Below are 22412 nucleotides of genomic sequence, written 5' to 3'. Positions count from 1 at the left end.
TTTGCCACTTAAGGCTTGATCGCCACTGAAAAAGAACGAACTACCTCTGTCGTTTATAACGCGTTAAGCTTGTAAGCGCAGCCAACGTAATCGCTGCCATGCTGCCTGTATAGGCGATAAGTGGCCAGGCCGTGCCACCATTCAGAACTATCAATGTGCCCGTGCCCATAACGCCGACGATCAAGCTTTGAACGCAGAAGTGCAGGGCAACGGCAGTGCCTGCCAGCTCGCTGAATTCCTGAAGTGCACCATTGGCTGTAACGGAGGTTGTTAATACAATACCGACCGCTACCAGCCACATGGGTAACACGAAAGACCAGAAGCTGGGTGTCAGGAATATCTCGCCCAACCCAAGCAAGCTCGCACTGAAAAGTAGTATCAGCATGCCGCGAATCACGCAGCCGTCAATCTCCCAGCGAGCCACGAAACGCTTTGCGAAGCGCGTTGTGGCAATCATCACGACAGCTACCGTGGCAAAGGCAACGCTAAAACCTAGCTCGGATAAGCCAGTTCCCTTGATGAGTACCCGAGGTGCAGTAGAGAAAAACACGAAGAAAGACCCCATCACAGTGCCGAAAGCCAGCGTATAAACCCAGAAGTAAGGGCTTCTAAGGACTAAACCAAAATCGGCTCTGCTTGAGTGTTCTCTACTTTGTCGTGTCTCATGCCATTTCGGTAATACGAAGGGGAGTGCTATGAGTGCTGAGATACACAAGGCAAGAAATATGGCTCCCCAGCCGAGATAGCTGGCAATTAAGGCCCCAGCAATGGGGCCTAGCGCGGGAACGAAAGCCAACATCGCGTTCATTAGGCTATAGATAACTGCGCTGTCGGGAGTATCCGCATAAACGTCGCGCACTGTTGCGAAAACGGCCACCAGCATCGCGGCCGCCCCAGCAGCCTGTACTAGTCGTAGTAAAACGAAAAGCCAAGCTGAAGTGGTCATCGCAAGTGCCAATGAAGTTACAGCGAATACTAACTACCCCGCCAATCAGAATCGGGCGCCGACCAAAACGGTCTAAAAGCGGCCCGAAGATAATCTGGCCTACTCCAAGCATAATCATGTAGAGGGTAAGCGTTAGCTGCACTACTTCGGGCGTTGTCCCGAGAATCGCTGGCATAGCGGGGACAATCGGCAGATAAATGTCCATGCCGAGAGACGCGAGAATATTGAAGGGTGCCAGCAGAACCAGCGCTACCGGCAGGCTGTAAGTCCACAGCCGAGTTTTTTTAGTAGGCACGATAAAATCTCCGCGCAAATAAGGTGATTTGGCGGCGGCCTACGTGTAAGGAGTTGGTTTAAGCAGGCTGCCGCAACAACGGGAAAGTAATGTTGCTGCGGCTTAGTGGTCTGACTTTTTTGAACCCATAAGTTAGCGCTTCAGTAATTGGCCTAATGGCTTTAATAGCTTATCAGGCAGAGGGGCGCGTGCAAGCCCATAGCAATGGTTAGGGAGCATAGCCACGGAGGCAGGTTCATGGTGTAAACCACAATATTTCGTCAGCAAACAGCTAGTAACCATTACCCGCCATAATCAACATCATCGCCACAATTGAAAGCGCTATCCCACTATACTGGTGCCACTAACCCTTTCCCTGCGCACCAGCGAGCCAAAAACGACCGGTAGGAGTGGGTGCATCGACACAATCACGATGCTGATAATAGCTAGCTGTCCTTCCCGCGATAACGCATACAGCGTTAGTCCTAATGCACTGATCCCTCCCGCTGCAGTTGCCAGCACTGGAAAGCGCTTTCGTGCTGGGTGTGTGCGTTGATAAAAGGGCAGGCAACATACGGCGCCACTGAACATACACAGTGCGATGCCGTAAGAAGCCGCGTGGTCGGGTACTTGGCCAAGGAGATGGAGCTGTAAGGCAAACCCTAAGCCTGCGCCTAAACCCAATAGCATGCCTGCTTTGGTGCTGCTATTCATCCGCGCTTTGTTCGGTTTACCCCCGCCCGCGGTTAACCAGATGGCGGGGAGGGCGATCACCACTCCGAGCCATACCCTCGCACTGGGTCGCTCGCCAAGGAAAATTAACGAGAGCCCGAGGGCGATGGCGACCATCGCAACAGCGCTAACAGGCACCACGATGGCGAAGGGCGCCCGGGATAACCCCTGGTAAAGCAGCCATGCCCCAAGGGCGGAGCCGAGGCCCGCCAGCGCGCCCCATATCCACACGTTTGGCTCCCAGGTGGAAAAGAGCAGAGCGCCTACAAAACCGACCAAGCGCGCCGCCCAGGTGAGTGTAAAACGCAATATTGAGCGGCGGGTAAAAACGAGCGAGTACGCCATTGATAAAGTGTGTACTGCCGAGCAGCACCATGGCGCTTAGCGCAAGGGCGCTAGACATGCGGGCTCCTGATCTTGATGATAAGGGAAGAGCCAGCATAGAAGCCGCTAACATGCGGCTAGACACTCGATTAGGTCATGGTCACCATGAGGAGTTGTGATGATCAGAGGGGCGGATATCTCAATAGATTAAGTCTCTTAAAGGCACTTTTAGACTCGGTAATGGAACGGTAAGATCGTGCTTTGTGCTTTTTAATGGGAGTGGCACTCCCGATAAAGCTGCAGATATTATTTCTTCAGGGCTGAAAATTTTTCCAGGCTTCCAACCACTAAGAAGAACTCTTGGATCGCCATAGCTCAGCTTTACTACAGGTACTTTTTTCAGGTTCAACTTCAAAGCGGCAGCAGTACGATGGTGGCCATCCATGATAGCCAGTGAATTTTGATCAACCAATATAGGGGTCGTCCAAAACCCCCTTTTCTTCACTTTTTCTATCAATTTTTCTACTCGCATCGGGTCGTGACGTTCAGTTGGCAAAAGGGCACTAGGCGGTTCGTATTCGACCGAATATCCCAAGTAGAGCATGTTCAATTCGTCAGCAATTTTCTGCGTAAATTTTAAAGAGTCGCCATACATCATATTAATCCTCAGTTTTAAATTATATTTAATTAATAGATTTTAATCCTGGATTCATAAATCATCGTATTATCCTGTAAAAAATATAGTTAATATTTTTTTATATGTAGAGCTGCGTTTGTTTTATAAAAGGCCTTGTTACGGCCCTGAGAAATGCTAAAAAATAGCTCAATAAGTGCTCTGCAGAAAATGTTTGGTTAGCGTTGTCTTCGATCCTCACTGACTAAGCGATTTTAATGCAGATCACAAGCGCTTCATGTTTGGCAAGAAGCCTTCAATATCTACAGTAGAAGCATCATCATATTTGTATTTATATATATGATAAGCTAAAGCCAAGTCTAGAACGCCCAAGCCAAAGGGTGAGATAACAATTGGCTTGCTGGTGTCGTCTTCGAAGCTACCGTCTAATACATCAGCTATTACAGCATTTATGAAATCTCTATTACCTAGCTTTTGCTCGGTGAGATGGCAAGAAGTCTGCGCTTTTAAGCAATGGTCGATATCATCTACCACATTGAGCGAGTTCTCTATAATTATCGGGTGGAGATCTCTTAGTGAGATATTGAGAATTATCTGCCTTTTGAGGTATATATCGCCTATATCAATATATGGATCAGCAGAAGTTGTCGTCAATATAACTAAGTCAGATTCAAAGGCTTCTTTAATAGTGGAAGAAATTCTGCATTTTTCAAATTGATTGTTCTTCTCTACAAAGCGTTCGGCATATTTTTCGTTAAGGTCATAAACCATTAATTCTTTTATATCGAAACCAAGCGCTACTAGATAATGTATTGTTTTTTGACCCAGCACTCCACAACCTACTAGGGTCACTGTGTTAATCTCTCTTCCCCGTTCACTTAGTGCACCAACAGTGATTGCGCCAGATGCAGCCGTCCGATGTGCGCTTATTTGAGAAGCTTCAAGTAAGGCTAATGGATATCCTGTTCGATAATCATTCAGGATCATGGTAGCAGAGGCACGTTGAAGATTTTTTTCGATGTTACCAGGATAGCTGGCAATCCATTTAATGCCTGCAATCTGAGTATTTGGATCGTTGATAGAAGCTGGGAGTGCTATAATTCTATCCTTATCATTATCTGGAAATTTCAAGAAGTAACTATCTGGATTGTTTGTAAAACCATTTTTATGCATCAGATACGTTTCTTGAACTATCTTCAGTACAGATTCAGTCTCTTGGTCAAGATAATTGGAAATTTCAATGCCTCTGATTACCTTAAACATTATTTATAGCTCCACTTGGTAAGTTTGGGGTTCATTGCTACTAAGATTCATGTTGCGCCATTCACTACCGAATTTTTCGTCGCACCACTCGTCGTTGTACATTGTGTCTATATACTTACTCCCTAAATCCGGCGATATGGCTACCAATACTTCGTCTGTCGCGGTAATGTCCTCATACATGCCAGCGAGCACAGTACAAGTAGAGGCACCGAGTAAGAGTCCGTATTTTCTTGCAATGTATCTAGCGACAGCAACCGTCTGACTTTCTTTAACACTGATCAGGCGATTGAAGCTTTCTTTTTTGAAAAAAATTGGTGGCACACTAGAACCAAGACCAGGAAGATATCTTGGACTGGCGTTCCCTCCAAAAGTGACTGATCCAACAGAATCGACTGCTATTAAATCTATTTTAGGAAAATATTTTTTAAAGTAATTTGATACGCCCATAGCAGTGCCAGTGGTTCCTGCGCCGATGTAAATCTTACGCACGTCAGAGCAATTAATATTTATTTGATGAGCTGTTTCAGAAAAGTGTATGGCAGGGTTTGCCTCACACTCATATTGGTTTATCCATATGAGTGTATTGTCATGTGAAAGTTGTTCCCTAATGAATTTTTTTCTGGTTCCGAGGTAACCACCAGATTCATCCTTAGTATTCACGACCACTACATTTGCACCCATTGCTTTCATAATGGCAATGTTGGTAGCATTGGTGTTAGGGTCAACTATACAGATGAAATCGTAACCGCGGCTAGCCGCTATCATACTCAACGCCACGCCTAGATTTCCTGAGCTTGACTCTATAAACCTCTTGTTTTTCTTGAGATCAAGATGCTCTTCTGCGTGATTCACAAGTGCTTTAGCAGTGCGAAGCTTAATAGATTCAGCAAAATTCATGCCTTCTAATTTCAACGTTACATCAAACCGCCCAAAGCAATTCCTTAAAATTATAAAATCATTTGCTCTAACCGAATCTTCAACTGCTTCCATTATATTTCTCATTTAGATCGCCTCTTAGTGATTTTTTCGGAAGACAAGTTTTCTCATGACGCTTGAGAAGGCACTATGACTTTTGAGGCTTTGGTCTTATATAAAACCTACGTTGCGCTCACGTCGACCCTAAAAGGGCATCAATTCCGAGCTTGCCTTCGCCTGTGTCGCTTTTACAGTTACATCATGGCAAAATAATTTGATTAGAAATTACTTTTATACACCCGTACGATATAGAATTTTGCGTATTCAGGTTCTTTTTCGATAAGAGGCTTCGCTTTATGGATCCTAAAGATGCGGCACTACTAAACCTACTACAGAATGATGCAAGCTTAACTCTCGAACGCCTGGCGGACGCAGTATCACTTTCAGTGCCAGCAGTTCAGCGTCGCATCAAGCGTTTGCGTAACAGTGGAGTAATAAAAGGAAATGTTATCGTTGTAGATCCGGTTGCCGTTGATATGAATATGACTTTTATAATAATTGTCGAACTCGAAAGGGACAGATCTGAGCATATAGAGTCATTTCGGCGTAAAGCTATAAAAGAGCCATTGGTTCAACAGTGCTACTATGTTACAGGCGAAGGTGACTTTGTAATTATTAGCATCGCAAAGAATATGGAAGATTTTGAAGCCATGACACACAGGCTTTTGTTCGAGGATAGTAATGTGCGTGGCTTTAAAACCTCTATTTCCATGGGGAAATCTTACAAGACGCTTTACGTTCCAATAGAAGCATCTTAGCCCGAATTTCTCATGGAGCATAAAAGAAAGCGGCTGCAAGTGTCAAATTTTCAGGGGCTTACACAAAAAACAACACCAACAGTCGCTTTCAAAATAATCCTGTGGGGTACCGAATGAATTGCTGCAAAAGCTTCCGGGCTGCCATCAGAGGATAACTTCTATAGCTCATTTGATTATCCGGAACCCCACAGTCAGATAATAACCAATGCCAGGATAGCTCACTGTTAGTTGCTTAAAAACTTAGCTTACTGCTACCCATACCTAGGATAGATAATTTTTAATATCTAGATGTGTGTAATTTTTTTCTGAACTTATGGTTGACACAAAGGCTATTGATGCCCTCTACTATAAGAAGAAATACAGAAAACCATATTGCTAAGTAGGTAGGCCATTCTGATGCTTTTATTTCCTCCCCAAGTATTAAGGCTACTAATAAAAGTAAAGCTGGCTCTACATATACTAAAAGGCCAAAAAGTGTCAGGTTAAGGTGAGGGCCTGATAAAGCCTGAAATGTTAGGGCAGAGGCACTCAATACCCCAAGTCCTATGACTAACCATAGAGTATCTATATTAACCCATATGTCTGATGTTATTTCTCCGCCAGCAAAAATAAAGATTACGCTTATTGGCAGGCTCAAAACCATATCTACCCACAGGCTCCCAATATTATTCGTGTCTGTTTTTCTTCTTAGCCAGAAATACACAGGGTATCCCAACCCAACAGCCAAGGTCGGCCATGCAAGGCTTTCAGAAAATCCTATTTGATAAAGTATACCAAGAAATGCGAAAAAACATGCTACCTTCTGATATCCCGTCATTCTATCTTGAAAAGCTATTTTACCTATCAGAACCATTGTTAACGGCATAATAAAATAACCAAGGGATACTGATAGGCCATGACCATTTCCAGGGGCCCAAACGAATAGCCAGAGTTGGAAGCTTAGCATTGCTGCTGAAAAAAGCCTCGTCACTATAAATATTATGCTCTTAGTAAGCCTGTGATATATCTTAACAACTTGACCCCAATATCCCCTTGTTATGATAAATAAAGTCAAGCAAGGGAATGTTAACAGCATACGCCACCCAAAAATTTCTTCCCCATCAAGGTTGGTAAGAAGAGAAGTGTAGGCAAACATAGCTGCGAATAAGAAAGATGCTATCACATTCAATGTGACCCCAATCGTAGTGTTCATTTTTAACCTGCGTTTTTTTTAAAAAATTAGCTCGCTTGGGTTTATTTTCCTATGATTCACTATCAAAAATGATTTTTTATTAAGGCCTTTTACGCAAAAAATTTTCGTTTTAGGTGCTTAATGCGACCTTTTCATGGATTAGCCACGTTGGCTCAATGAGATCTTCCACATTATGTTGTCGCAACGAGTCAAATTTGAGACGCTGCGAGGGTAGCCAGAGTCAAAGACCTTGCTCCTTCTACATCTTCCGAAGAGAGTCTTATAAACCTTAAAGCGACTGGAAAACATGGAAGGCTATTTCAGGATGAGCGCTTGGCGAGCATTTAAAAAGTGCTTACCGTAATCAACACCATCGCCACAATTGAAAGCACTATCCCTACCATACCGGTGCCACTAACCCTTTCCCTGCGCACCACCGAGCCAAACACGACCGGTATCAGTGGGTACATCGACACAATCACGATGCTGATGACGGCAAGCTGTCCTTCGCGTGATAACGCATACAGCGTGAGCCCCAATGCACTGATACCGCCCGCTGTGGTTGCCAGCAGTGGGAAGCGCTTTCGAGCGTGGTGTGCGCGGTTATAAAAAGGGAATAAGCACAAGGCGCCGCTGAGCATACAAAGTGCGATGCCGTAAAAAGCAGCATGGTCGGGCACTTGGCCCAGTACGTGAAGCTGCAAAGCGAACCCTAAGCCTGCACCTAATCCAAACAACAGGCCCTTTTTGGCGCCGCTACTCATCCCCATTTTGCCCAGTTTGCCTCCGCTCGCGGTTAACCAGATGGCGGGGAGGGCAATCATTACGCCTAGCCATACCCAGGCGTTGGGTCGCTCACCCAGGAAAATCAGCGAGAACCCAAGGGCGATGGTGACCATCGCGACAGCACTAACAGGCACCACGATGGCGAAGGGCGCCCGGAATAACCCCTGGTAAAGCAGCCATGCCCCAAGGGCGGAGCCGAGGCCCGCCAGCGCGCCCCATATCCATACGTTTGGCTCCCAGGTGGAAAAGAGCAGTGCGCATGCGAAACCGACAAGCGTGCCGCCCAGGTGAGTGTAAAACGCAATATTAAGCGGCGGGTAAAAACGGGCGAGCACGCCATTGATAAAGTGTGTACTGGCGAGCAGCACCATGGCGCTTAGCGCAAGGGCGATAGACATGCGGGCTCCTGGTCTTGATGATAAGGGAAGGGCCAGCATAGAAGTCGCTAACATGCCGCTGGAAACTCGATTAGGTCATGGTCGCCATGAGGAGTTGTGATGATCAGAGGAGCCGACATCTCCATTGCCCAACTTCGCGCGCTGCTTGCCGTGGTAGAAGAGCAGTCTTATACCCGTGCGGCGGAGCGCCTTGGCGTTAGCCAGTCGGGGGTGAGTCATTCCATGCAGGCGCTAGAGAAACTGGCAGGGGGCCCGCTGATTATCAAAAGTACAGAAGGGCTGGTACCCACCGCACTAGGAGAGTTAGTGCTTACTAGCGCCAGGAAGATTGTTGGTGAACTTCAGGTACTAAGTCAGCAAGTTGCTCAGTTTCGGAGTGACGCGGATGAAGCGCTGAAAATAGGCGTTATTCCTAGCGCATTATCTGGTTGGTTGTCGCCCCTGCTTGCGAGCTTTACGAGCCGCTACCCGGATGCCGTCAGCCTGGTTCTGGAAGGCATGGAGGAAGAGATAAAGGAGTGGGTGGAAAGCGGCGTGATCAATATGGGCGTCACAACCGATGTCACCCAGCTGAATCTCACTTACTGGCGTGAGCACTTTGATTGGCAGCTATTAAAGAAGGACGAAATTGTTGCCGTGCTGCCCGCAAGCCATCCACTCAGCAAACAAGCCAGCGTGACGGTGGCGGAACTGTCGGAGCACCCGCTTGTTATGTCGTCAGGCGGTTGTGAGGCGCTGATCCAGCAGATATTTGCTCACTCGTTGGAGGAGGTCGATACCTTCCAGGTGGATTTCTGGGTACGCGATACGCGAACGTTATTGCAGATGGTCGCTGGAGATGTGGGCGTGAGCCTGGTGCCCACATTGGCGTTAAATAATAAGCCGACGGCCAACGTGGTGACGTTGCCGTTATCCCCCCGACGTTACCGGAACCTGATTGCCTTCTGGCCTAAAAAGCAGCCGTTGAATCAGGTAGGCCGACATGTGCTGAGTGAGATGACTCAGCATACCGATACTCGGCTCATGATTTGATTTGATTTGATTTGATTTGTTTGATTTGGCTAGCGGTAGCAGTAGGCCTACCCAACTGGCTCAGCAAGCTGCCACTAAATGCGCCCACCAAGCCCCGATCTTCTTGCTTGCATGGGCGGTGCTGAGATCAAGGTCGAAACCTCGCCGGTTACACACGGCATCTTGCACGATCCTGAAACGCTTACCGTCTTCGAAGCCGTTGAAGATGAGTTCGGCTATGCAGACATGCAGATCGTCTCTTTCGAAGACCTGTTCGGCGGCAAGTTGCACACAGCCGTGGATCGCCAGCATCCGCGCGATCTTTGTCTGTGGTGGAGCGTCTAGGTGATATGGGTAGAGCAGACGAATTCCACACCCAATGTCGAAGCGCTTAATAAATGCATAAAGCGTCATTGTATTTAAATAATTATAATTAGGCTACAAAGGATAGTAGCGACAAAGTATTATTGGGGAGGGCGTGGTCGAGGTTTTAAAGTTTGGAAAATTTTTTAAACTCGGTTTAACGACTGTTGGTCACTATCAGTTTTGCTGTTCAACAACTGTACGCCCACCTCTAATGTCACTGTAATTCCAAGGGAATGATATGTTTCACATCTTGAAAGAACTTTACTGGTTCCGCTCTATAAACGAGCCGCGCCTGGACCGGCACCGCTACTGGCTGGCTGCCTACCTGTTATTGAGCATACAGGTAGGTAATGCTCTTCTTTGGCGTCAAGAATATTTCTTATGGGACATGACGCCACGCTACTTTTCTGACGTTGATTTTTGGACTAGCTATTTCACCCCGTACGTATCCATTGATCTCGCGTTGATCGTTCTGCACATCATCGTGGGTATCAATGCCTTCGGCCGAGGCTGGGGTAGTCTCGCCGGGATCGGCACCTACTCATTGGGGGCTATTGCCAAAATGATCCATTGGGTGGCAACGAATGGTATGGAGGAGCAGTTGGGGTATCCGCTACTATCGATAGTGGTGTTGGCAACAATAGGCATCGTGGCACTGTTCATGGGGTTCACGTTACGTTCTCTTCGCGATGATGAACCGTCACATGCGCTCATGCGCCAGCGGCCGGACATGCCTGCGGAGAAGCAACTGGACTGCCTGGCTTTCTTGCGCCGTTACCTGTTAGCCCACTTGGTGATCGGCGTGATGGGCGTCGCAATTAGCGGCATCACGGTTTGGCGTCTCAATAACCTATATGGTACGTACTACTACGGGGCAGGCAATTCAATATTACAGATCGGTGGCTTTTGCCTACTGCTACTGGGTGTCCTGGGAGGCATCTGGATCCTCACGCTAGTCGCCAAGCGATTGAACAGTTTTACCGATGCTACGGCGGCAATTTTATGCTGGGGTATAGGCCTGATAGTCGTCATCGAAGGCGGTACGCTCTGGCTGGCAATAAACGAGTTTTATGATAATAAGTGGCTGTTTCTACTGGCCAAAACAATCGGGCTCAGCCTATTGCCTATCAGCATTGGCGCTCAGATTTATTTGTTAACCAAGCCCTCGAAACAGCTTTCCTCCGCAGAGGTGGCAATGGCAGAGCCGTCAGCGCAGGCACCCGCCACTTCACCGCAGTTCGATACCTAACGCCATAATCAAGCTACCAAGCCCAGCTTAACAAACGCATCGGGCATGGCTGCTGATCATCAGAATGGCCGTTAGCCAATGAAAGGGCAGTCCAAGTGACTGCCCTTTCTGCGTCTATGTGCAGAGGATGGCAGACATTCCTTTGAATTCCGTGGGTAAGCAACTCTTGAGTGAGTGTTGAAAACGCCCCTTTTTACGCAGGCGTAATATCGTGGGTTCAGGATATAGCCAATAGGCTCACCTATAGTGATCAAACAGTCCTTTAGGTAAACCTTGCGTTCACAGGGCAGAGTTTTTAAAGCCGCATTATGTTCACTATGAGTGAGCAAAATCATCAAAATTAAACCACTTGCTAGCCAGCCTAGGAGACTCTGATTTAGTCTCCAGCCGCTGGCTGCAGGCGCATGGCTATTCGAGAAGCCTTGTGGCGCGCTATGTCGCCAGCGGTTGGCTGGTATCTCCGGCTCGGTGGAGCTGCCACGGTAACGATTTACGGGTCTACTCGACCGCCTGGTTGGCTTGGTCAGTTGTCTATGTCTGGTCGATTTGAGTTCTGCGGCAAGCCCCCGTTTGACTGGCCGGTACCTGATTTCACTGCGGATACGCTTATGCAGAGTTTGGCAACACTGGGCCCAAGGCGCGTGACGGCGCTGCTGCGCCATTGCAGCAGCATCAAGGCTAAGCGACTGTTTCTCGACTTGGCGAATCGGCACCAGCATGCATGGCTAAATCGAATCTCGTTAGATGGGGTGCTCGGCAGCGGTAAACGCGTTCTGGTGCCCGGTGGTCGTCTACACCCGACTTATCAGATCACGTTACCGAGGGACTTGGATGAGCACTTGGGATAAACGCTATACCGCAAGCGTTTCGAGGATAAGCGTCGGGCAGAGTAGGCTGCAATTAGAGCAAGTGTAGACGCGGCTTTGCTCGGATTAGTTAGAATGAGAGAGTCTTTATTTTAATAGAGTAGGTAGGCGATCCCAGTCATTAATACACTCCATTGAGCTGTCAGCATCTGGTATTGCAAAAGTATTACCCGCTTGCCTTCTGACCTAAGCGGCAGCCCTTGAACCTGCACAATCTTCCCGATCCCGGTCATATCGCTCCACGGCAGGGAAGGGTGGCAACCAATGTTCACGTCGAATATTCCGAAGCTCATAAGGCATGGGTGTCTCCGGAGTCTTTCGCTAGAAGCTATAAGTATTAATTGAAAACCTAATGGCTATAGGATATCCTGCACGCCGGTTGATTCAGGAGACGGTGTTATGGCCGGTCGCGCAGGTTTAACAGCATTCAAGTTGACTCAGGCCGGTGCCGAAATGGCCGATGATCTGGGTTTTGAGCAGGTCACACTGTCGGCGCTCGCCCGTCGGTTTGACGTCAAAGTCGCCAGTCTTTATTCCCACCTAAAAAACTCTGAAGACCTGAAAGTCCGCTTGGCGCTATTGGCGCTTGATGAGCTAGCCGACCGCGCTAGCGAAGCCATTGCCGGCCGCTCCGGTAAAAATGCGTTGATCGCGCTCGCCAACGCTTATCGCGATTATGCTCAGGCGCATCCGGGACGTTTTGTCGCCGCTCGTTATCCACTGAGCGATGCCGTGGCCGCCAGCAGTTCTGGGGTTAAGTTGTCGCGCATGCTGGGTGCCGTGTTACAAGCCTATGGTCTGAGCGATAACGAACAGACTCACGCCATCCGCTTTCTGGGCAGTGTTTTCCTGGGTTACACCACACTCGAATCGGCCGGTGGTTTTGCACACACCGCAGTCGAGGCGCAGATCTCCTGGGAACGCACTCTGGACGCGCTCGACCAAGCGTTACGACATTGGCCGGTCTGATTTCATGTTCCAGTTTCGCTTTGGAGCCAAGATGACAACGTCTTCTGCCGATTGGGTTACCCCCATGCAATCCGCCTTTATCAAAGGCGCCGCCGATATTGAATATCGCGGTGAGGCTTTGGTGCCGCATCGCTTGCCGAACTGGGCGCGTGATTATTATTCAGACCCGGGCCTTGCCATGGCCGAGTCCATGCCAGCCGGTGTGCGTCTTACCCTGCGCACCCGAGCCAGGTGGATAGAGCTGAATACCCGGGTCACCCGTTTTGGTTATGTCGGCATGCCGCGCCGACCCGAGGGGCAGTTTGAGCTGTGCGTCGACGGTCAATGCTATTCTCTGGCGACACCGAAGAGCGCCACGGAAATCAGTTTTGATCTAAGCAGCGGCAAGACTCACCAGCAAAGCGGCGACATCAACAGTTTGCGTTTTGATGGTTTGCCCGAGGGCGACAAAAAGGTCGACATCTGGCTGCCGTACAACGAAACCGTTGAACTGTTCGACCTGCGCAGCGATGCTGAATTGCTGACCGATGCCGAATCGGACCAACCCATCTGGTTACATTACGGCAGCTCTATCAGCCAGGGTTCCAATGCCGCCAGTGCCGCGGGCATCTGGCCGGCGCAGGTGGCGATGCAGACGGGGCTCGATTTCGTCAATCTCGGTTTCAGCGGCAGTGCATTACTGGATCCCTTTATCGCTCGGGTAATTGCCCATAGCGAGGCCGACCTGATCAGTTTGAAGCTGGGTATCAACTTGGTGAACAGCGATGTGATGCGGGCGCGTGCCTTTGGACCGGCGGTGCTGGGATTCCTCGATGTGATCCGTGACCGGCAACCGTATACGCCGCTGTTGGTGATATCACCGCTGTATTGCCCGATTCACGAAACCACACCGGGGCCGGGCGCATTCGACGCCCAGGCGTTGGCGCAGGGCCAGATTCGCTTTCAGGCGACAGGTAACGATGAGGATAGCGCGACCGGCAAGCTGACCTTGCAATCGATCCGTACTCAGTTGGCTGGGTTGATCCACCGACGGATGAGCACCGACAAACATCTGTTTTATCTTGACGGTTGCGAGCTTTATGGTCCGGATGATCATCAGCGCTGGCCGCTGCCGGATGCGTTGCACCCTGGCCCGGAAGCGCACCAGTTGATAGGGCAGCGTTTTGTCGAGCGAGCACCGGAGACCGGTTGGGCGCGATCGACGCTCGGTTCGCTCTGGCCAAGCCAGGCAAACAGCAGGCAAACAGGACATGCACGATAAGACGCTATCAAGCTTACTGGAACAATAGCGGTTAGCTATTTTTTAGGGTGGGTGTCCACCGAGCCTCCATTAACACCGGCAGGCTCGCTTCGCGGCTGAGCAGTTCACCCTGTTCCAGTTGATCGCGGCACCACTGGAAGACGTTGTAGACTACCGGTTTTTGGTTCGTGCCCTTACGACGAAACACCGGGTGCTCGTATTTGAGCACTACGTAGCTTGAGGCCCGCTGGGCCAGCCGGTAGGTGGTCTTGGTACCGATGATGTCGTACTGATCGGCGTCCGGCCCGGTCAGCTCCGGCGGTAACTGTGTGGTTCGCCTTCGATAACGACAGCTTGCTTGGGGTAATCCGCCGCCGCATAGAAAAGCGCCCCGTGATGCTTGCGACAATCCATACAGTGGCAAATACCTACCCGGAGCGGCTCTCCATTGGCCACGATTCGGATCTTACCGCAGAGACAGCCACCTGTTAGTTGTTCCATTGCCAGTCTCCAGAAGATTCATATATTCAAAGTAGGCGGCGCTTCCGGTTTTGACTTGCTGCCGTCTCGTTCGTATTTGATATCCGCAAACTGACATAAATCGAGCTATTGCAGGAGGCGGGTTTGCCCTGCGCTCCCGGAGTTCGGTCATATCTAGGGTACAAGCGGGCGCTGATTTTAACGGCGGTTAAGCTGGCGACCCACCTTGCCGCGGTTCTTTAATAAATAAGTTATTTGTGAACTAAAAGTACACAAAATATGATGATAACAAAGAGGTGTTGTGGCGGTTTCTTTAGTTAAATGCTAATTTGTGAACCATGAGTACACATAAAGAAGCAATACTAAAGCGAATGCTTGAAGCCATACCATCAGGGTACATGGTCGACACCGCATGGCTCGAACGTCACGGTGTCAGCCGTTTCCTTGCCCGCAAATACGTTGATAACGGCTGGCTGGAGCGTGTTAACCGCGGCGTGTTCCGACGCCCCGCGCCGAACACAACAACATCGGCCACAATTGATTGGAAAACCTGCCTTCTCTCCATGCAGCATATAATGGGCTACGACAGCTATGTCGGTGGCACAACAGCACTTGCCCAACAGGGCTACGATCATTATCTGCGGTTGGGCAGCAGTGCGCCTGTCTGGGTATATGGCGACGCCACACCCAACTGGCTAAGCAAGCTGCCACTAAACGCACCCATCGTGACCCGCAGCACCTCACTGTTCGCTGACCCGTCAGTAGGGCTTGCCAAAAATAACATCAACGATGAAGACGCGTTGCCATGGGACTGGACGCTCAAGATGTCGGCACCTGAGCGGGCGGTCATGGAAGTCATGGACGAATTACCCAACCATGAAAGTTTTCATAACCTTGATATGGTGTTCGAGAGCTTGACGACACTGCGGCCGAAAGTACTGTCGGCGTTGCTGCACAGTTGCAAGAAAATCAAGGTCAAGCGGCTGTTCTTTGTCTTTGCGGATCGTCACGACCATCCTTGGCGCAAGCGCCTCGACCCAGCAGAGTTCAACCTTGGCAGTGGCGATCGCGCACTGGTGAAAGGCGGCAAGATACATCCGCGCTATCGCATCATGGTGCCTGAAGCGTTTGTAACGGCGGAGGCCAGAGATGGCGCATGAAACCTATCAAGCACAGGTCGAACTACTTGTGCGCATTCTCCCGCATGTTGCAAAGGAGGATGTGTTCCCCAGATTTTGATGCCATTGATCGCCCTCAGGCGGCGGACCTGCCAGCCGTGCGCTGGAAGCTCATCAATCTGGAAAAGCTTAAGAACGAAAACGGTACCAAGCATGCGGCTCAACGACGCGAACTTGAGGCACTGCTCAGTTAGCCAGAACCAAATTTAATACTCCATATCTGCTTTCTGTGGTGGATCATCTAGTTGATACGGGAATTCCACACCCAACGTCGAAGAGCCTGAAAATGTGCTTGTAAAGTATGAACGATGAACTACCTGGACATTCCGGAGAGTTCACCGCTGATGGTTCGCCTGTTTGAGCATCGTTTAGGTATGCCGTTGGCGCAACACCATTAAACCGCTCATTAAGATCATGCCCATACCCAGCCAAGTCATGGCATCGGGCACTTCACTGAATAGCAGGTAGCCCCAAAGGCTGGCAAAGATGAGGTAGGCGTAATCAAAGGTGCCAATCAACGCCGAAGGGGCAATTTGATAAGCCCTGGCGACACCGGTATTCACAGTAATCAGCAGTAGGGCGTATGCGCCGATGATCGCAAGCGTTGTGGCATCAAGCGGTTGCCAACCGGTAAACAGGAAGGGCGCGCGTTCAGCGAGCGATGCGGTGCTGTTGATGGCGACCAGCACACTGAAAACACTGCCTGCCGTAAGAAAGGCTAGATTTAGTCCCAAGGTGAGTATGAAAGGATGCTCTGTTTGGCAGTGGTGGCGTGTCACCAGCATAGCCAGCGCATAAAAGATGGCGGCGAGCATCGGTAGAAGGGTGGCAGGGGTGAAGGTGTCGTCGCCGGGGCGTAATACCACCACCACACCCAGAAAACCGCAGAAGATGCCTAACCATGCCAACCGCGAGAGATACTCGCCCGCCCCAAAAGCAGCCAGCACGGCAATAAACAGCGGCGTGGTGTAAATGGCGACCGCCGCCACCGAGAGGGGAATCAGCGGTAGAGCTGTGTAGTAGGCTATCCACATCAGCAATAGAAGCAAGCTTCTGATTGCCACCCAACGTGGCGATTTTACATTGGGACGGGCTCCGGAATGACCAATAAGCAACCCAAGTAGTATCGGTAGCGATAGTGTTGAGGCGATGACATAGAGTTGCCATAACGACATACTGGCACTCAGATACTTAACCAGGGCGTCGGTCAACGCCAGCAGAAAGACAGCCCCCACGATAAGGCTTATGCCCTGTAGGATATTATCTTCGTGTTCAGGGGTGGCCTTCATTGGCGCATTCCAGTGATGAATTCCGCTCTAGAATGCCGCTGCCTCTCGCAGTGCTTCAAACGACTTATACGTTACGATGCATGAGCTCAGATTATGGATAATTTCATCAAGTCTCTTCCACCACTGGCGACGCTGCGCCCCTTCGAGGCAGCGGCCAGGCTTGAGAGTTTTTCACGCGCGGCGGATGAGCTCCACCTGACCCAGGCGGCTATCAGCCGACAGATCCGTGCGCTGGAGGAAGACCTTGGTGTGACGCTTTTCGAGCGCCGTAATCGCGGGGTGTTTCTTACCCGTGAGGGGCGTGAGTTTGGCCGTACGGTCTCCCAGGCGCTGGAAAGTATCGCCACGGGCGCTCAGGAATTACGTGGCGACCCCGACGATAAGCGCGTCGTATTGTTCTGCCAGTTATGCGAAGCGTTCTATTGGCTGATGCCCCAGCTGGCTGACTTTAATCGGCGCTACCCCGAAATTGAGATACAGCTGGCGACGTCGACACGGCCGATTACCGAATTTAGTGGCCACTTCGACATTGCACTGCAAACCAACGGACGACCCAGCGGCAGCCATCGATTGGTATTTACCGCCGAGGACGAGATATTTCCCGTCTGCAGCCCCGCTTATCTGAACGGGGCCTCCACGCCGTTGAGCCTCAATGCCTTACTTAACCATCGACTATTGCACCACCACGCTGACCCGGCGGATTGGCTGGAGTGGGATGACTGGTTTCGTGCCATGGGGCACTTTGAACTCTCATCAGCAGAGGGTGCTGTTTTCGACAGTTACCCGCTGCTTCTTCAAGCGGCTATTGCTGGTCACGGTATTGCCTTGGGATGGCGGCGGACGACGCAGCGTATGATTGAAAGTGGTGAGCTGATCCGCCCGGTGGCGGAGAGCTTGCCTCAGCATGATGCCATCGCCCTATACACTCGGCAGGGTGCACCTCAACGCGCAGGCAGCGAAGCGTTACTTGGTTGGCTGCGTGAGGTGTTGGGTGAGAGGTGATGCTAGGGTTTGGTCTGATATCTAGGCTAATAGCTAGGCTGTTTGCTATTCCTACGGTTGTGGTTGTTTAACCACTTCCCGCCACAATCAGTACTGTCGCCAAAGCTGTTCATCTGCGCTCTGTTCGGTTGCCCGCCAGGGCGTCCCACTATCAAAATGATTGGCTCTGATCAATCAGGCAGAAAATAAGAGACGATATCCATTTCTTTATGAGGAATGCCGATTATCTCAATGCCCGCTTGGCCAATCAGGTAAAAGATAACGTGCTGGCCCTGGGGGTAGCTGTAATAACTCTCGCTGATATCCGAGCGATATTTTCCTAATAGTGGATTTTCTGCGAGCCAGTGAAATCGTTTTTCAAAATCTTTTAGATAGATATTACGTTGGCTCTTGCCCCATTGCCGCTCCGTATAGCGGCCAATATTCTTTAAATCGTCTCTCGCTCTAGGTGTGATATGAAACGTGGGCATTACGTTTCTCTATCCAAATCATTGATGAGTGAATCCATCGAGAAATCATCCACGAATTCACCAGCCCTTGCTTGCTCGGCACCTTGGGCTAGATGAGTACGTAGCGCTTCAATTTTGCTTTTGCGCTCCTCCATGGCACGCAACGCGTCACGCACAACCTCACTTGCGGAGCCGTAGCGACCGCTGGAGACCTCGTTTCTGATAAAGACTTCCCAGTGCTCTCCGAGGCTAAGGCTGGTCGTTGCCATGATGTGCTTCCTATATTCAAAAGTAACAAATATGAATATAGGTATGGCTGACAAGAAAGGCAAGAGAGCCAGCAAGCGAGGGCCGATGCGTATGTATACTACTGAAACTAATCCTAATCATGAGCCGAATATTAACCATAATCAGCACATGCATGTTTGAAAACAACGCAACGGGTCACCTTTTTAACCGAGCAACTGCGCGCGAGCAGACTCAAAGCCTTCACGTAACGGGCTCTGTTCGGCCCCCAAGCCTTCAACGCAATAGCTGTTCAAAAACTGCCGGCCGGCAAAGAGCTTCCGGTCGGTCTCGGTCAACTTGGCTTCCTCGCAGAGCTCATTCCATTCACTGGCAATCGTTGCGAGCTGGTTTTCAATAATGCGCTTGGCTTCTATGTCATTGAGCAAGAAATCAGGCGCGGCCGCGAGGCAACTGTGCAGCGTGCTCATACGGTTTTCACCTTTGATCAGCATCGCCTGTGTCGCCTCGTTGCCGGTTCTCCCCTGGGGGCAAATGTCATAGGCAGGGGTCAAGGTGAGCATCTCGCCGTCCCAGAATGCGGCATGGTTGCGGGCATGGTCGTCCGTGTTACCGCATAGGATATTAAAAACGATCCGTCCGTAGAGCTCTTTCAGCGTTTCCTTTGGGTCGGTGAAGCGGTGACGGATGATCTCGGCAAGGTCTTCATAAGACGCATAACGCGCCATCATTTCGTCAAGGCCGAGCATCGTCAAAGCTGAAACCATCGCTCTGCGCTGCCAGCCAGCTTCTGATTTGAGGCGGTCAAAGCGTTCGATGAGCAGAACGTCTTTGCCAGCCGCTGAGATCATTGAGGCAGGGGCAACATTGAGGTTACATAAAGCCGCGAGCTTCATGGCGATAAATTCCGCTTTCACGACGCTGTAAATGTCCGTGCTCGACGAGAACTTGGCGATTGTTTTGTGATCGCCGTTATCGATCAGGGCTTTCGGCCGGGCGCCGCCGATCGATGTGCCGTGGTTCAACGCCTGATCGAGCGCTGGCGTCAGCGGGGCGCCTTGCTCGATCCGCTCGGCCGCTTCAAGCAATTGCTCATAGGACGCTTCTGTCTTGAGGCGGGGAACGTATTCCGTGGCGGAATGCTGAAAATCGAGGGCACCGATTCGGTCCGATCCCGACTCAAGCAAGTAGGTCAGTTCGTCGATGTCGCTGGTTTCCGTCTCGGCGGCCTTGGCACCCATCAGACGGTTGATGATAACCCTGCGGCCCCAAGCGTCGGGCGAGCCGTCACGAAGGCAACTGGCCATTGCCAAGCCAGCGGCCGGTTCGATCAGGCCGCGGCGAAGTGGAAGCTCTGGGTTATAGATGGGTATCGCGTCATCACGCTCCAGATAGCTAGCGCCATAGTTGAAAGCGTAGGTGCCCCTTTGCTTTGTGATGCGGCCAGCCACGACGGGTTGTGTTTCTCCCGGCAGCCAAATCCAGACATAGGCTTCTTTGTAGTCAGTAAGCTTAGAAATCATCATCGACCTCCTGCTTACTAGGGCGAACGCTCTTAGGTAGCAGTGTTAGTTTTTCTTCGAGGTGGGCGCTATGCACTGCAAGTGTTTGGTCATCAACATCGAACAAACGGACGCCGACGAGGACGGCAACCTCGAAGACGGTGCCGATCTCAGAACCGGCTTCGCCGTTTTCGATATTGCGGAGGGTTTTGCGGGTGATACCTGCGCGTTCCGCCAGTTCGGTAGCCGTCAGTTTGCGCTCCAAACGGCCTGCCTTGATCAACTTGCCAAAGATTGAGAGCGCCTGCTTCGTAACGCGAGAGTAGCTGCGTGCCCGTTTCATCGCCATTCCGTTTATTTGAGTTCTTTAAGACCCATTAGGTCGCAAATGGATCTTTAAGTGCTCATTATGGACCTGTGTGAGCAAAATGCCAAGATCATGGGTAACTGATGACTCGCAAGGCCCAAAGGCGAGGCAACCGAACTGTTTGGGCAACGGCTCGATAGTCGGCGCCCTGGAAGTGTTCCCAGGTCTGTTGAGACAGTTATCCCTTTTGGCGGCTAGCCGCCCGGACGAAAGCCGTGGGGGATTGGCCGAGTACCTTGCGAAACATGCTGGAGAAAGCGGCTGGACTTTCGTAGCCCAGTTCCAGCGCGGTTCGGGTAACGGAACTGTCGGACAGCAACTTGGGGAGAGCCGCCATGAGACAGGCCTGTTGGCGCCATACGGCAAAAGACATACCGGTCTGCTGACGGAATAGCCGATTAAAGGTGCGTTGGCTGCGATGCAACTGCCGGGCCCAGTCCTCTGGAAGGCTATGGATGTGAGGCTTGCCAAGAAACTCTCTGCACAGAGTGGCCAGTGAGGGATCGTGGGGCAGAGGCGCAAACAGCGGCAGTGATGTGGCCAGTTGAAGCTCGTGCAGAAGTAGTTGTGCCAGGGCGCCATCACGGCCGTTTTCGTCATAGAGCGCAGGTATATTGGCGGAGGCGAGTAGAAGGTGATGCAAGAGGGGCGTCACGACCAGCACCTCACAGTTGCGAGAGGGGCGTGGCGCTGCGTGCGGCTCGATATACAGACTGCGGGTGCTGACCCCATTCATGCGCACCTGGTGGCGCTTGCCCGCAGGCAGCCAGACGCCGCTGAAGGGCGGCACCATCCATGTTCCGTCATCCGTGTCGACTTCCATAAGACCTGTCATCCCATACAGAAACTGGGCACGGCGATGGGTATGAAAGTCGAGCAGTGTGCCAGGGCGGTAGTCAGTGCCGATGGCTACCAGGGGCCGTGCTACATGATCTACGTCTGACAGGGGAGTATTGAGCATTATCGTCAACTTGGCCGAAACACACTGATTATTGTCCAAATGGCTAATGTCGGCCAGCCCTTGCCGGAATATCGTTCCTCCTGTTGGATTAATTAGGAGAGTGCCGGTGTATAGCATATTGCTTCTTTGTGGCGGGTTGGCGGGAGTCACCACTGTGCTGTTTGGTTTCGGTGGTGGGTTTGTGGTAGTTCCTTTGCTGTATACCTTACTGATTTCTGTTCATGGGCCGGATAGTGGGATCGGTCAAGCGGCCATGCATATCGCGGTGGCCACCTCGACGGCGTTGATGGTGTTTGCTGCATCATTAGCGACATGGCGTCACCATCGGCGGCGGACTGTGCAGTGGTATCTGGTGCGCCCGCTGGTCGGCTATATCGCCATGGGGGCTGTGCTTGGCGCGGCAGCCGCCGTGTCGTTAAGTGGGGAGTGGGTGCGCTGGGTCTTTGTCGGCTATCTGGGCATCACGATTATGGATGCTGTGCTTCGGCCCGGTTTTCTGCATCAGGCAAGTGGTGATATACGCCCCATGGGGCATCTGGTAACAGCAACGACGGGGACATTCATTGGCGCTGTCGCCGCCTTGCTAGGTGTTGGCGGTAGCGTGATGACAGTTCCGCTCATGCGCCGAAGAGGTGCGAGCATGACAGCGGCCACAGCAATGGCTAATCCGTTATCGTTGCCGATGGCGGTAAGTGGCACCGCGACGTATGTGTTGCTGTCGGCAAGTGGCACTGCTTTTGGTGCCTGGTATGCGGGCTATGTGGATCTGCGCGCGTTGCTGGTGTTAGCGATAGGCTCATGGCTCGGTATTCGCCTGGCGTCGATATGGATCGGGCGCATTCCTGATCGCATCCATGCCAGGGTGTACCTGTTACTGCTGTCGTTGGTTCTGGCGGTAATGGTGTTTGTTCATTGAGTGTTGCTTGCTTGGGAGATGCGGGGCGCTTGATATGCAGGTCGTCGCGCAGTCGAGTGA

At 51.0% G+C, this 22412-nt stretch carries 26 protein-coding genes and 1 pseudogene; 12 read left to right on the top strand and 15 right to left on the bottom strand.

Annotation, left to right across the window (positions count from 1 at the left end):
- Positions 1–40 precede the first annotated feature (40 nt).
- The 5 genes and pseudogenes from cml to CPH17_RS08150 all read right to left on the bottom strand — a co-directional run bounded on the left by cml (position 41) and on the right by CPH17_RS08150 (position 5163).
- A pseudogene (cml, locus tag CPH17_RS08170) lies at positions 41–1220 on the bottom strand (CmlA/FloR family chloramphenicol efflux MFS transporter).
- Between the two features lie 342 nt (positions 1221–1562).
- Positions 1563–2183 (bottom strand): EamA family transporter, encoded by a 621-nt coding sequence (locus CPH17_RS08165; protein WP_231898103.1) that lies wholly within the window; start codon positions 2181–2183, stop codon positions 1563–1565.
- A gap of 292 nt (positions 2184–2475) precedes the next feature.
- The gene (locus CPH17_RS08160) at positions 2476–2934 is read right to left on the bottom strand and encodes a ParB N-terminal domain-containing protein (RefSeq protein WP_096298985.1); all 459 of its coding nucleotides are present in this window, start codon (positions 2932–2934) and stop codon (positions 2476–2478) included.
- A gap of 240 nt (positions 2935–3174) precedes the next feature.
- Positions 3175–4173: a 2,3-diaminopropionate biosynthesis protein SbnB gene (gene sbnB / locus CPH17_RS08155; protein WP_096298984.1), complete on the bottom strand. Its 999-nt coding sequence runs from the start codon at positions 4171–4173 to the stop codon at positions 3175–3177.
- A 3-nt stretch (positions 4174–4176) separates the two neighbouring features.
- Positions 4177–5163, bottom strand: a complete 987-nt coding sequence (locus tag CPH17_RS08150) for a pyridoxal-phosphate dependent enzyme (protein WP_157742951.1) — start codon at positions 5161–5163, stop codon at positions 4177–4179.
- A 281-nt stretch (positions 5164–5444) separates the two neighbouring features.
- Between CPH17_RS08150 and CPH17_RS08145 the strand changes: the two genes are divergently transcribed.
- Positions 5445–5906 (top strand): Lrp/AsnC family transcriptional regulator, encoded by a 462-nt coding sequence (locus tag CPH17_RS08145; RefSeq protein ID WP_096298972.1) that lies wholly within the window; start codon positions 5445–5447, stop codon positions 5904–5906.
- A gap of 277 nt (positions 5907–6183) precedes the next feature.
- On the opposite strand, the gene rarD is transcribed toward CPH17_RS08145, so the two are convergent.
- Both rarD and CPH17_RS08135 read right to left on the bottom strand, forming a co-directional pair.
- Positions 6184–7098, bottom strand: coding sequence for an EamA family transporter RarD (rarD, locus tag CPH17_RS08140; protein WP_096298970.1), 915 nt, complete (start codon positions 7096–7098; stop codon positions 6184–6186).
- A 323-nt stretch (positions 7099–7421) separates the two neighbouring features.
- Entirely contained in the window at positions 7422–8261 is an 840-nt protein-coding gene (locus CPH17_RS08135; protein WP_096298968.1) for a DMT family transporter, read from the bottom strand.
- Between the two features lie 99 nt (positions 8262–8360).
- On the opposite strand from CPH17_RS08135, the gene CPH17_RS08130 reads away from it, so the two are divergent.
- The 7 genes from CPH17_RS08130 to CPH17_RS08105 all read left to right on the top strand — a co-directional run bounded on the left by CPH17_RS08130 (position 8361) and on the right by CPH17_RS08105 (position 13983).
- Complete coding sequence (locus CPH17_RS08130) at positions 8361–9293, top strand: LysR family transcriptional regulator (RefSeq protein ID WP_231898102.1); 933 nt, start codon at positions 8361–8363, stop codon at positions 9291–9293.
- A 78-nt stretch (positions 9294–9371) separates the two neighbouring features.
- Complete coding sequence (locus tag CPH17_RS08125; protein WP_082934266.1) at positions 9372–9617, top strand: nucleotidyl transferase AbiEii/AbiGii toxin family protein; 246 nt, start codon at positions 9372–9374, stop codon at positions 9615–9617.
- A 259-nt stretch (positions 9618–9876) separates the two neighbouring features.
- Positions 9877–10887 carry a hypothetical protein gene (locus tag CPH17_RS08120; RefSeq protein ID WP_096298966.1) on the top strand — a complete coding sequence of 337 codons (1011 nt, stop codon included), beginning with the start codon at positions 9877–9879 and terminating at the stop codon, positions 10885–10887.
- Positions 10888–11236: 349 nt separating this feature from the next.
- Positions 11237–11437, top strand: a complete 201-nt coding sequence (locus CPH17_RS20505; RefSeq protein WP_197668817.1) for an AbiEi antitoxin N-terminal domain-containing protein — start codon at positions 11237–11239, stop codon at positions 11435–11437.
- Entirely contained in the window at positions 11421–11735 is a 315-nt protein-coding gene (locus tag CPH17_RS20120; RefSeq protein ID WP_197668816.1) for a type IV toxin-antitoxin system AbiEi family antitoxin domain-containing protein, read from the top strand. Before CPH17_RS20505 ends, CPH17_RS20120 begins: the two co-directional genes overlap by 17 nt.
- A gap of 417 nt (positions 11736–12152) precedes the next feature.
- A complete protein-coding gene (locus CPH17_RS08110; protein ID WP_074397275.1) occupies positions 12153–12722 on the top strand; it encodes a TetR/AcrR family transcriptional regulator in 570 nt (189 codons plus the stop codon).
- Between the two features lie 31 nt (positions 12723–12753).
- Positions 12754–13983 carry an SGNH/GDSL hydrolase family protein gene (locus tag CPH17_RS08105; protein WP_096298965.1) on the top strand — a complete coding sequence of 410 codons (1230 nt, stop codon included), beginning with the start codon at positions 12754–12756 and terminating at the stop codon, positions 13981–13983.
- 31 nt (positions 13984–14014) lie between these two features.
- Here CPH17_RS08105 and CPH17_RS20245 read toward each other — a convergent pair whose 3' ends face one another.
- Both CPH17_RS20245 and CPH17_RS20500 read right to left on the bottom strand, forming a co-directional pair.
- Positions 14015–14170 carry a hypothetical protein gene (locus CPH17_RS20245; protein ID WP_231896462.1) on the bottom strand — a complete coding sequence of 52 codons (156 nt, stop codon included), beginning with the start codon at positions 14168–14170 and terminating at the stop codon, positions 14015–14017.
- Positions 14171–14271: 101 nt separating this feature from the next.
- On the bottom strand, positions 14272–14463 hold the full coding sequence (locus tag CPH17_RS20500; RefSeq protein WP_441316763.1) for a GFA family protein: 192 nt from the start codon (positions 14461–14463) through the stop codon (positions 14272–14274).
- A gap of 377 nt (positions 14464–14840) precedes the next feature.
- Between CPH17_RS20500 and CPH17_RS08090 the strand changes: the two genes are divergently transcribed.
- Together CPH17_RS08090 and CPH17_RS19920 are read left to right on the top strand one after the other, a co-directional pair.
- Positions 14841–15602 (top strand): type IV toxin-antitoxin system AbiEi family antitoxin, encoded by a 762-nt coding sequence (locus CPH17_RS08090; protein WP_231898101.1) that lies wholly within the window; start codon positions 14841–14843, stop codon positions 15600–15602.
- 59 nt (positions 15603–15661) lie between these two features.
- Positions 15662–15814 (top strand): hypothetical protein, encoded by a 153-nt coding sequence (locus CPH17_RS19920; protein ID WP_231898100.1) that lies wholly within the window; start codon positions 15662–15664, stop codon positions 15812–15814.
- Positions 15815–15988: 174 nt separating this feature from the next.
- Here the strand turns inward: CPH17_RS19920 and CPH17_RS08085 are convergent, their stop codons facing one another.
- Positions 15989–16909 (bottom strand): DMT family transporter, encoded by a 921-nt coding sequence (locus CPH17_RS08085; protein WP_074397272.1) that lies wholly within the window; start codon positions 16907–16909, stop codon positions 15989–15991.
- A gap of 93 nt (positions 16910–17002) precedes the next feature.
- Here CPH17_RS08085 and CPH17_RS08080 point away from each other — a divergent pair, with 93 nt between their 5' ends.
- A complete protein-coding gene (locus tag CPH17_RS08080) occupies positions 17003–17911 on the top strand; it encodes a LysR substrate-binding domain-containing protein (RefSeq protein ID WP_096298963.1) in 909 nt (302 codons plus the stop codon).
- 170 nt (positions 17912–18081) lie between these two features.
- Here the strand turns inward: CPH17_RS08080 and CPH17_RS08075 are convergent, their stop codons facing one another.
- The 5 genes from CPH17_RS08075 to CPH17_RS08055 all read right to left on the bottom strand — a co-directional run bounded on the left by CPH17_RS08075 (position 18082) and on the right by CPH17_RS08055 (position 21436).
- Positions 18082–18381 carry a type II toxin-antitoxin system RelE/ParE family toxin gene (locus CPH17_RS08075; protein WP_096298962.1) on the bottom strand — a complete coding sequence of 100 codons (300 nt, stop codon included), beginning with the start codon at positions 18379–18381 and terminating at the stop codon, positions 18082–18084.
- A complete protein-coding gene (locus tag CPH17_RS08070) occupies positions 18381–18629 on the bottom strand; it encodes a type II toxin-antitoxin system ParD family antitoxin (protein ID WP_096298961.1) in 249 nt (82 codons plus the stop codon). The genes CPH17_RS08075 and CPH17_RS08070 overlap by 1 nt, the downstream gene beginning before the upstream one ends.
- A gap of 183 nt (positions 18630–18812) precedes the next feature.
- Entirely contained in the window at positions 18813–20132 is a 1320-nt protein-coding gene (locus CPH17_RS08065) for a type II toxin-antitoxin system HipA family toxin (RefSeq protein ID WP_231898099.1), read from the bottom strand.
- Positions 20119–20451, bottom strand: a complete 333-nt coding sequence (locus CPH17_RS08060; RefSeq protein ID WP_096298957.1) for a helix-turn-helix transcriptional regulator — start codon at positions 20449–20451, stop codon at positions 20119–20121. Before CPH17_RS08060 ends, CPH17_RS08065 begins: the two co-directional genes overlap by 14 nt.
- 202 nt (positions 20452–20653) lie before the next feature.
- Positions 20654–21436: an AraC family transcriptional regulator gene (locus CPH17_RS08055; protein ID WP_096300919.1), complete on the bottom strand. Its 783-nt coding sequence runs from the start codon at positions 21434–21436 to the stop codon at positions 20654–20656.
- 106 nt (positions 21437–21542) lie between these two features.
- On the opposite strand from CPH17_RS08055, the gene CPH17_RS08050 reads away from it, so the two are divergent.
- Positions 21543–22352 (top strand): sulfite exporter TauE/SafE family protein, encoded by an 810-nt coding sequence (locus CPH17_RS08050; protein ID WP_096298955.1) that lies wholly within the window; start codon positions 21543–21545, stop codon positions 22350–22352.
- The last annotated feature ends 60 nt before the right edge of the window (positions 22353–22412 follow it).

This window comes from Halomonas sp. hl-4, assembly GCF_900215475.1.
Lineage (GTDB): Bacteria > Pseudomonadota > Gammaproteobacteria > Pseudomonadales > Halomonadaceae > Vreelandella.
Note: the sequence above shows the minus strand (reverse complement) of the source record. Positions and strands in the feature narration are given on the sequence as shown.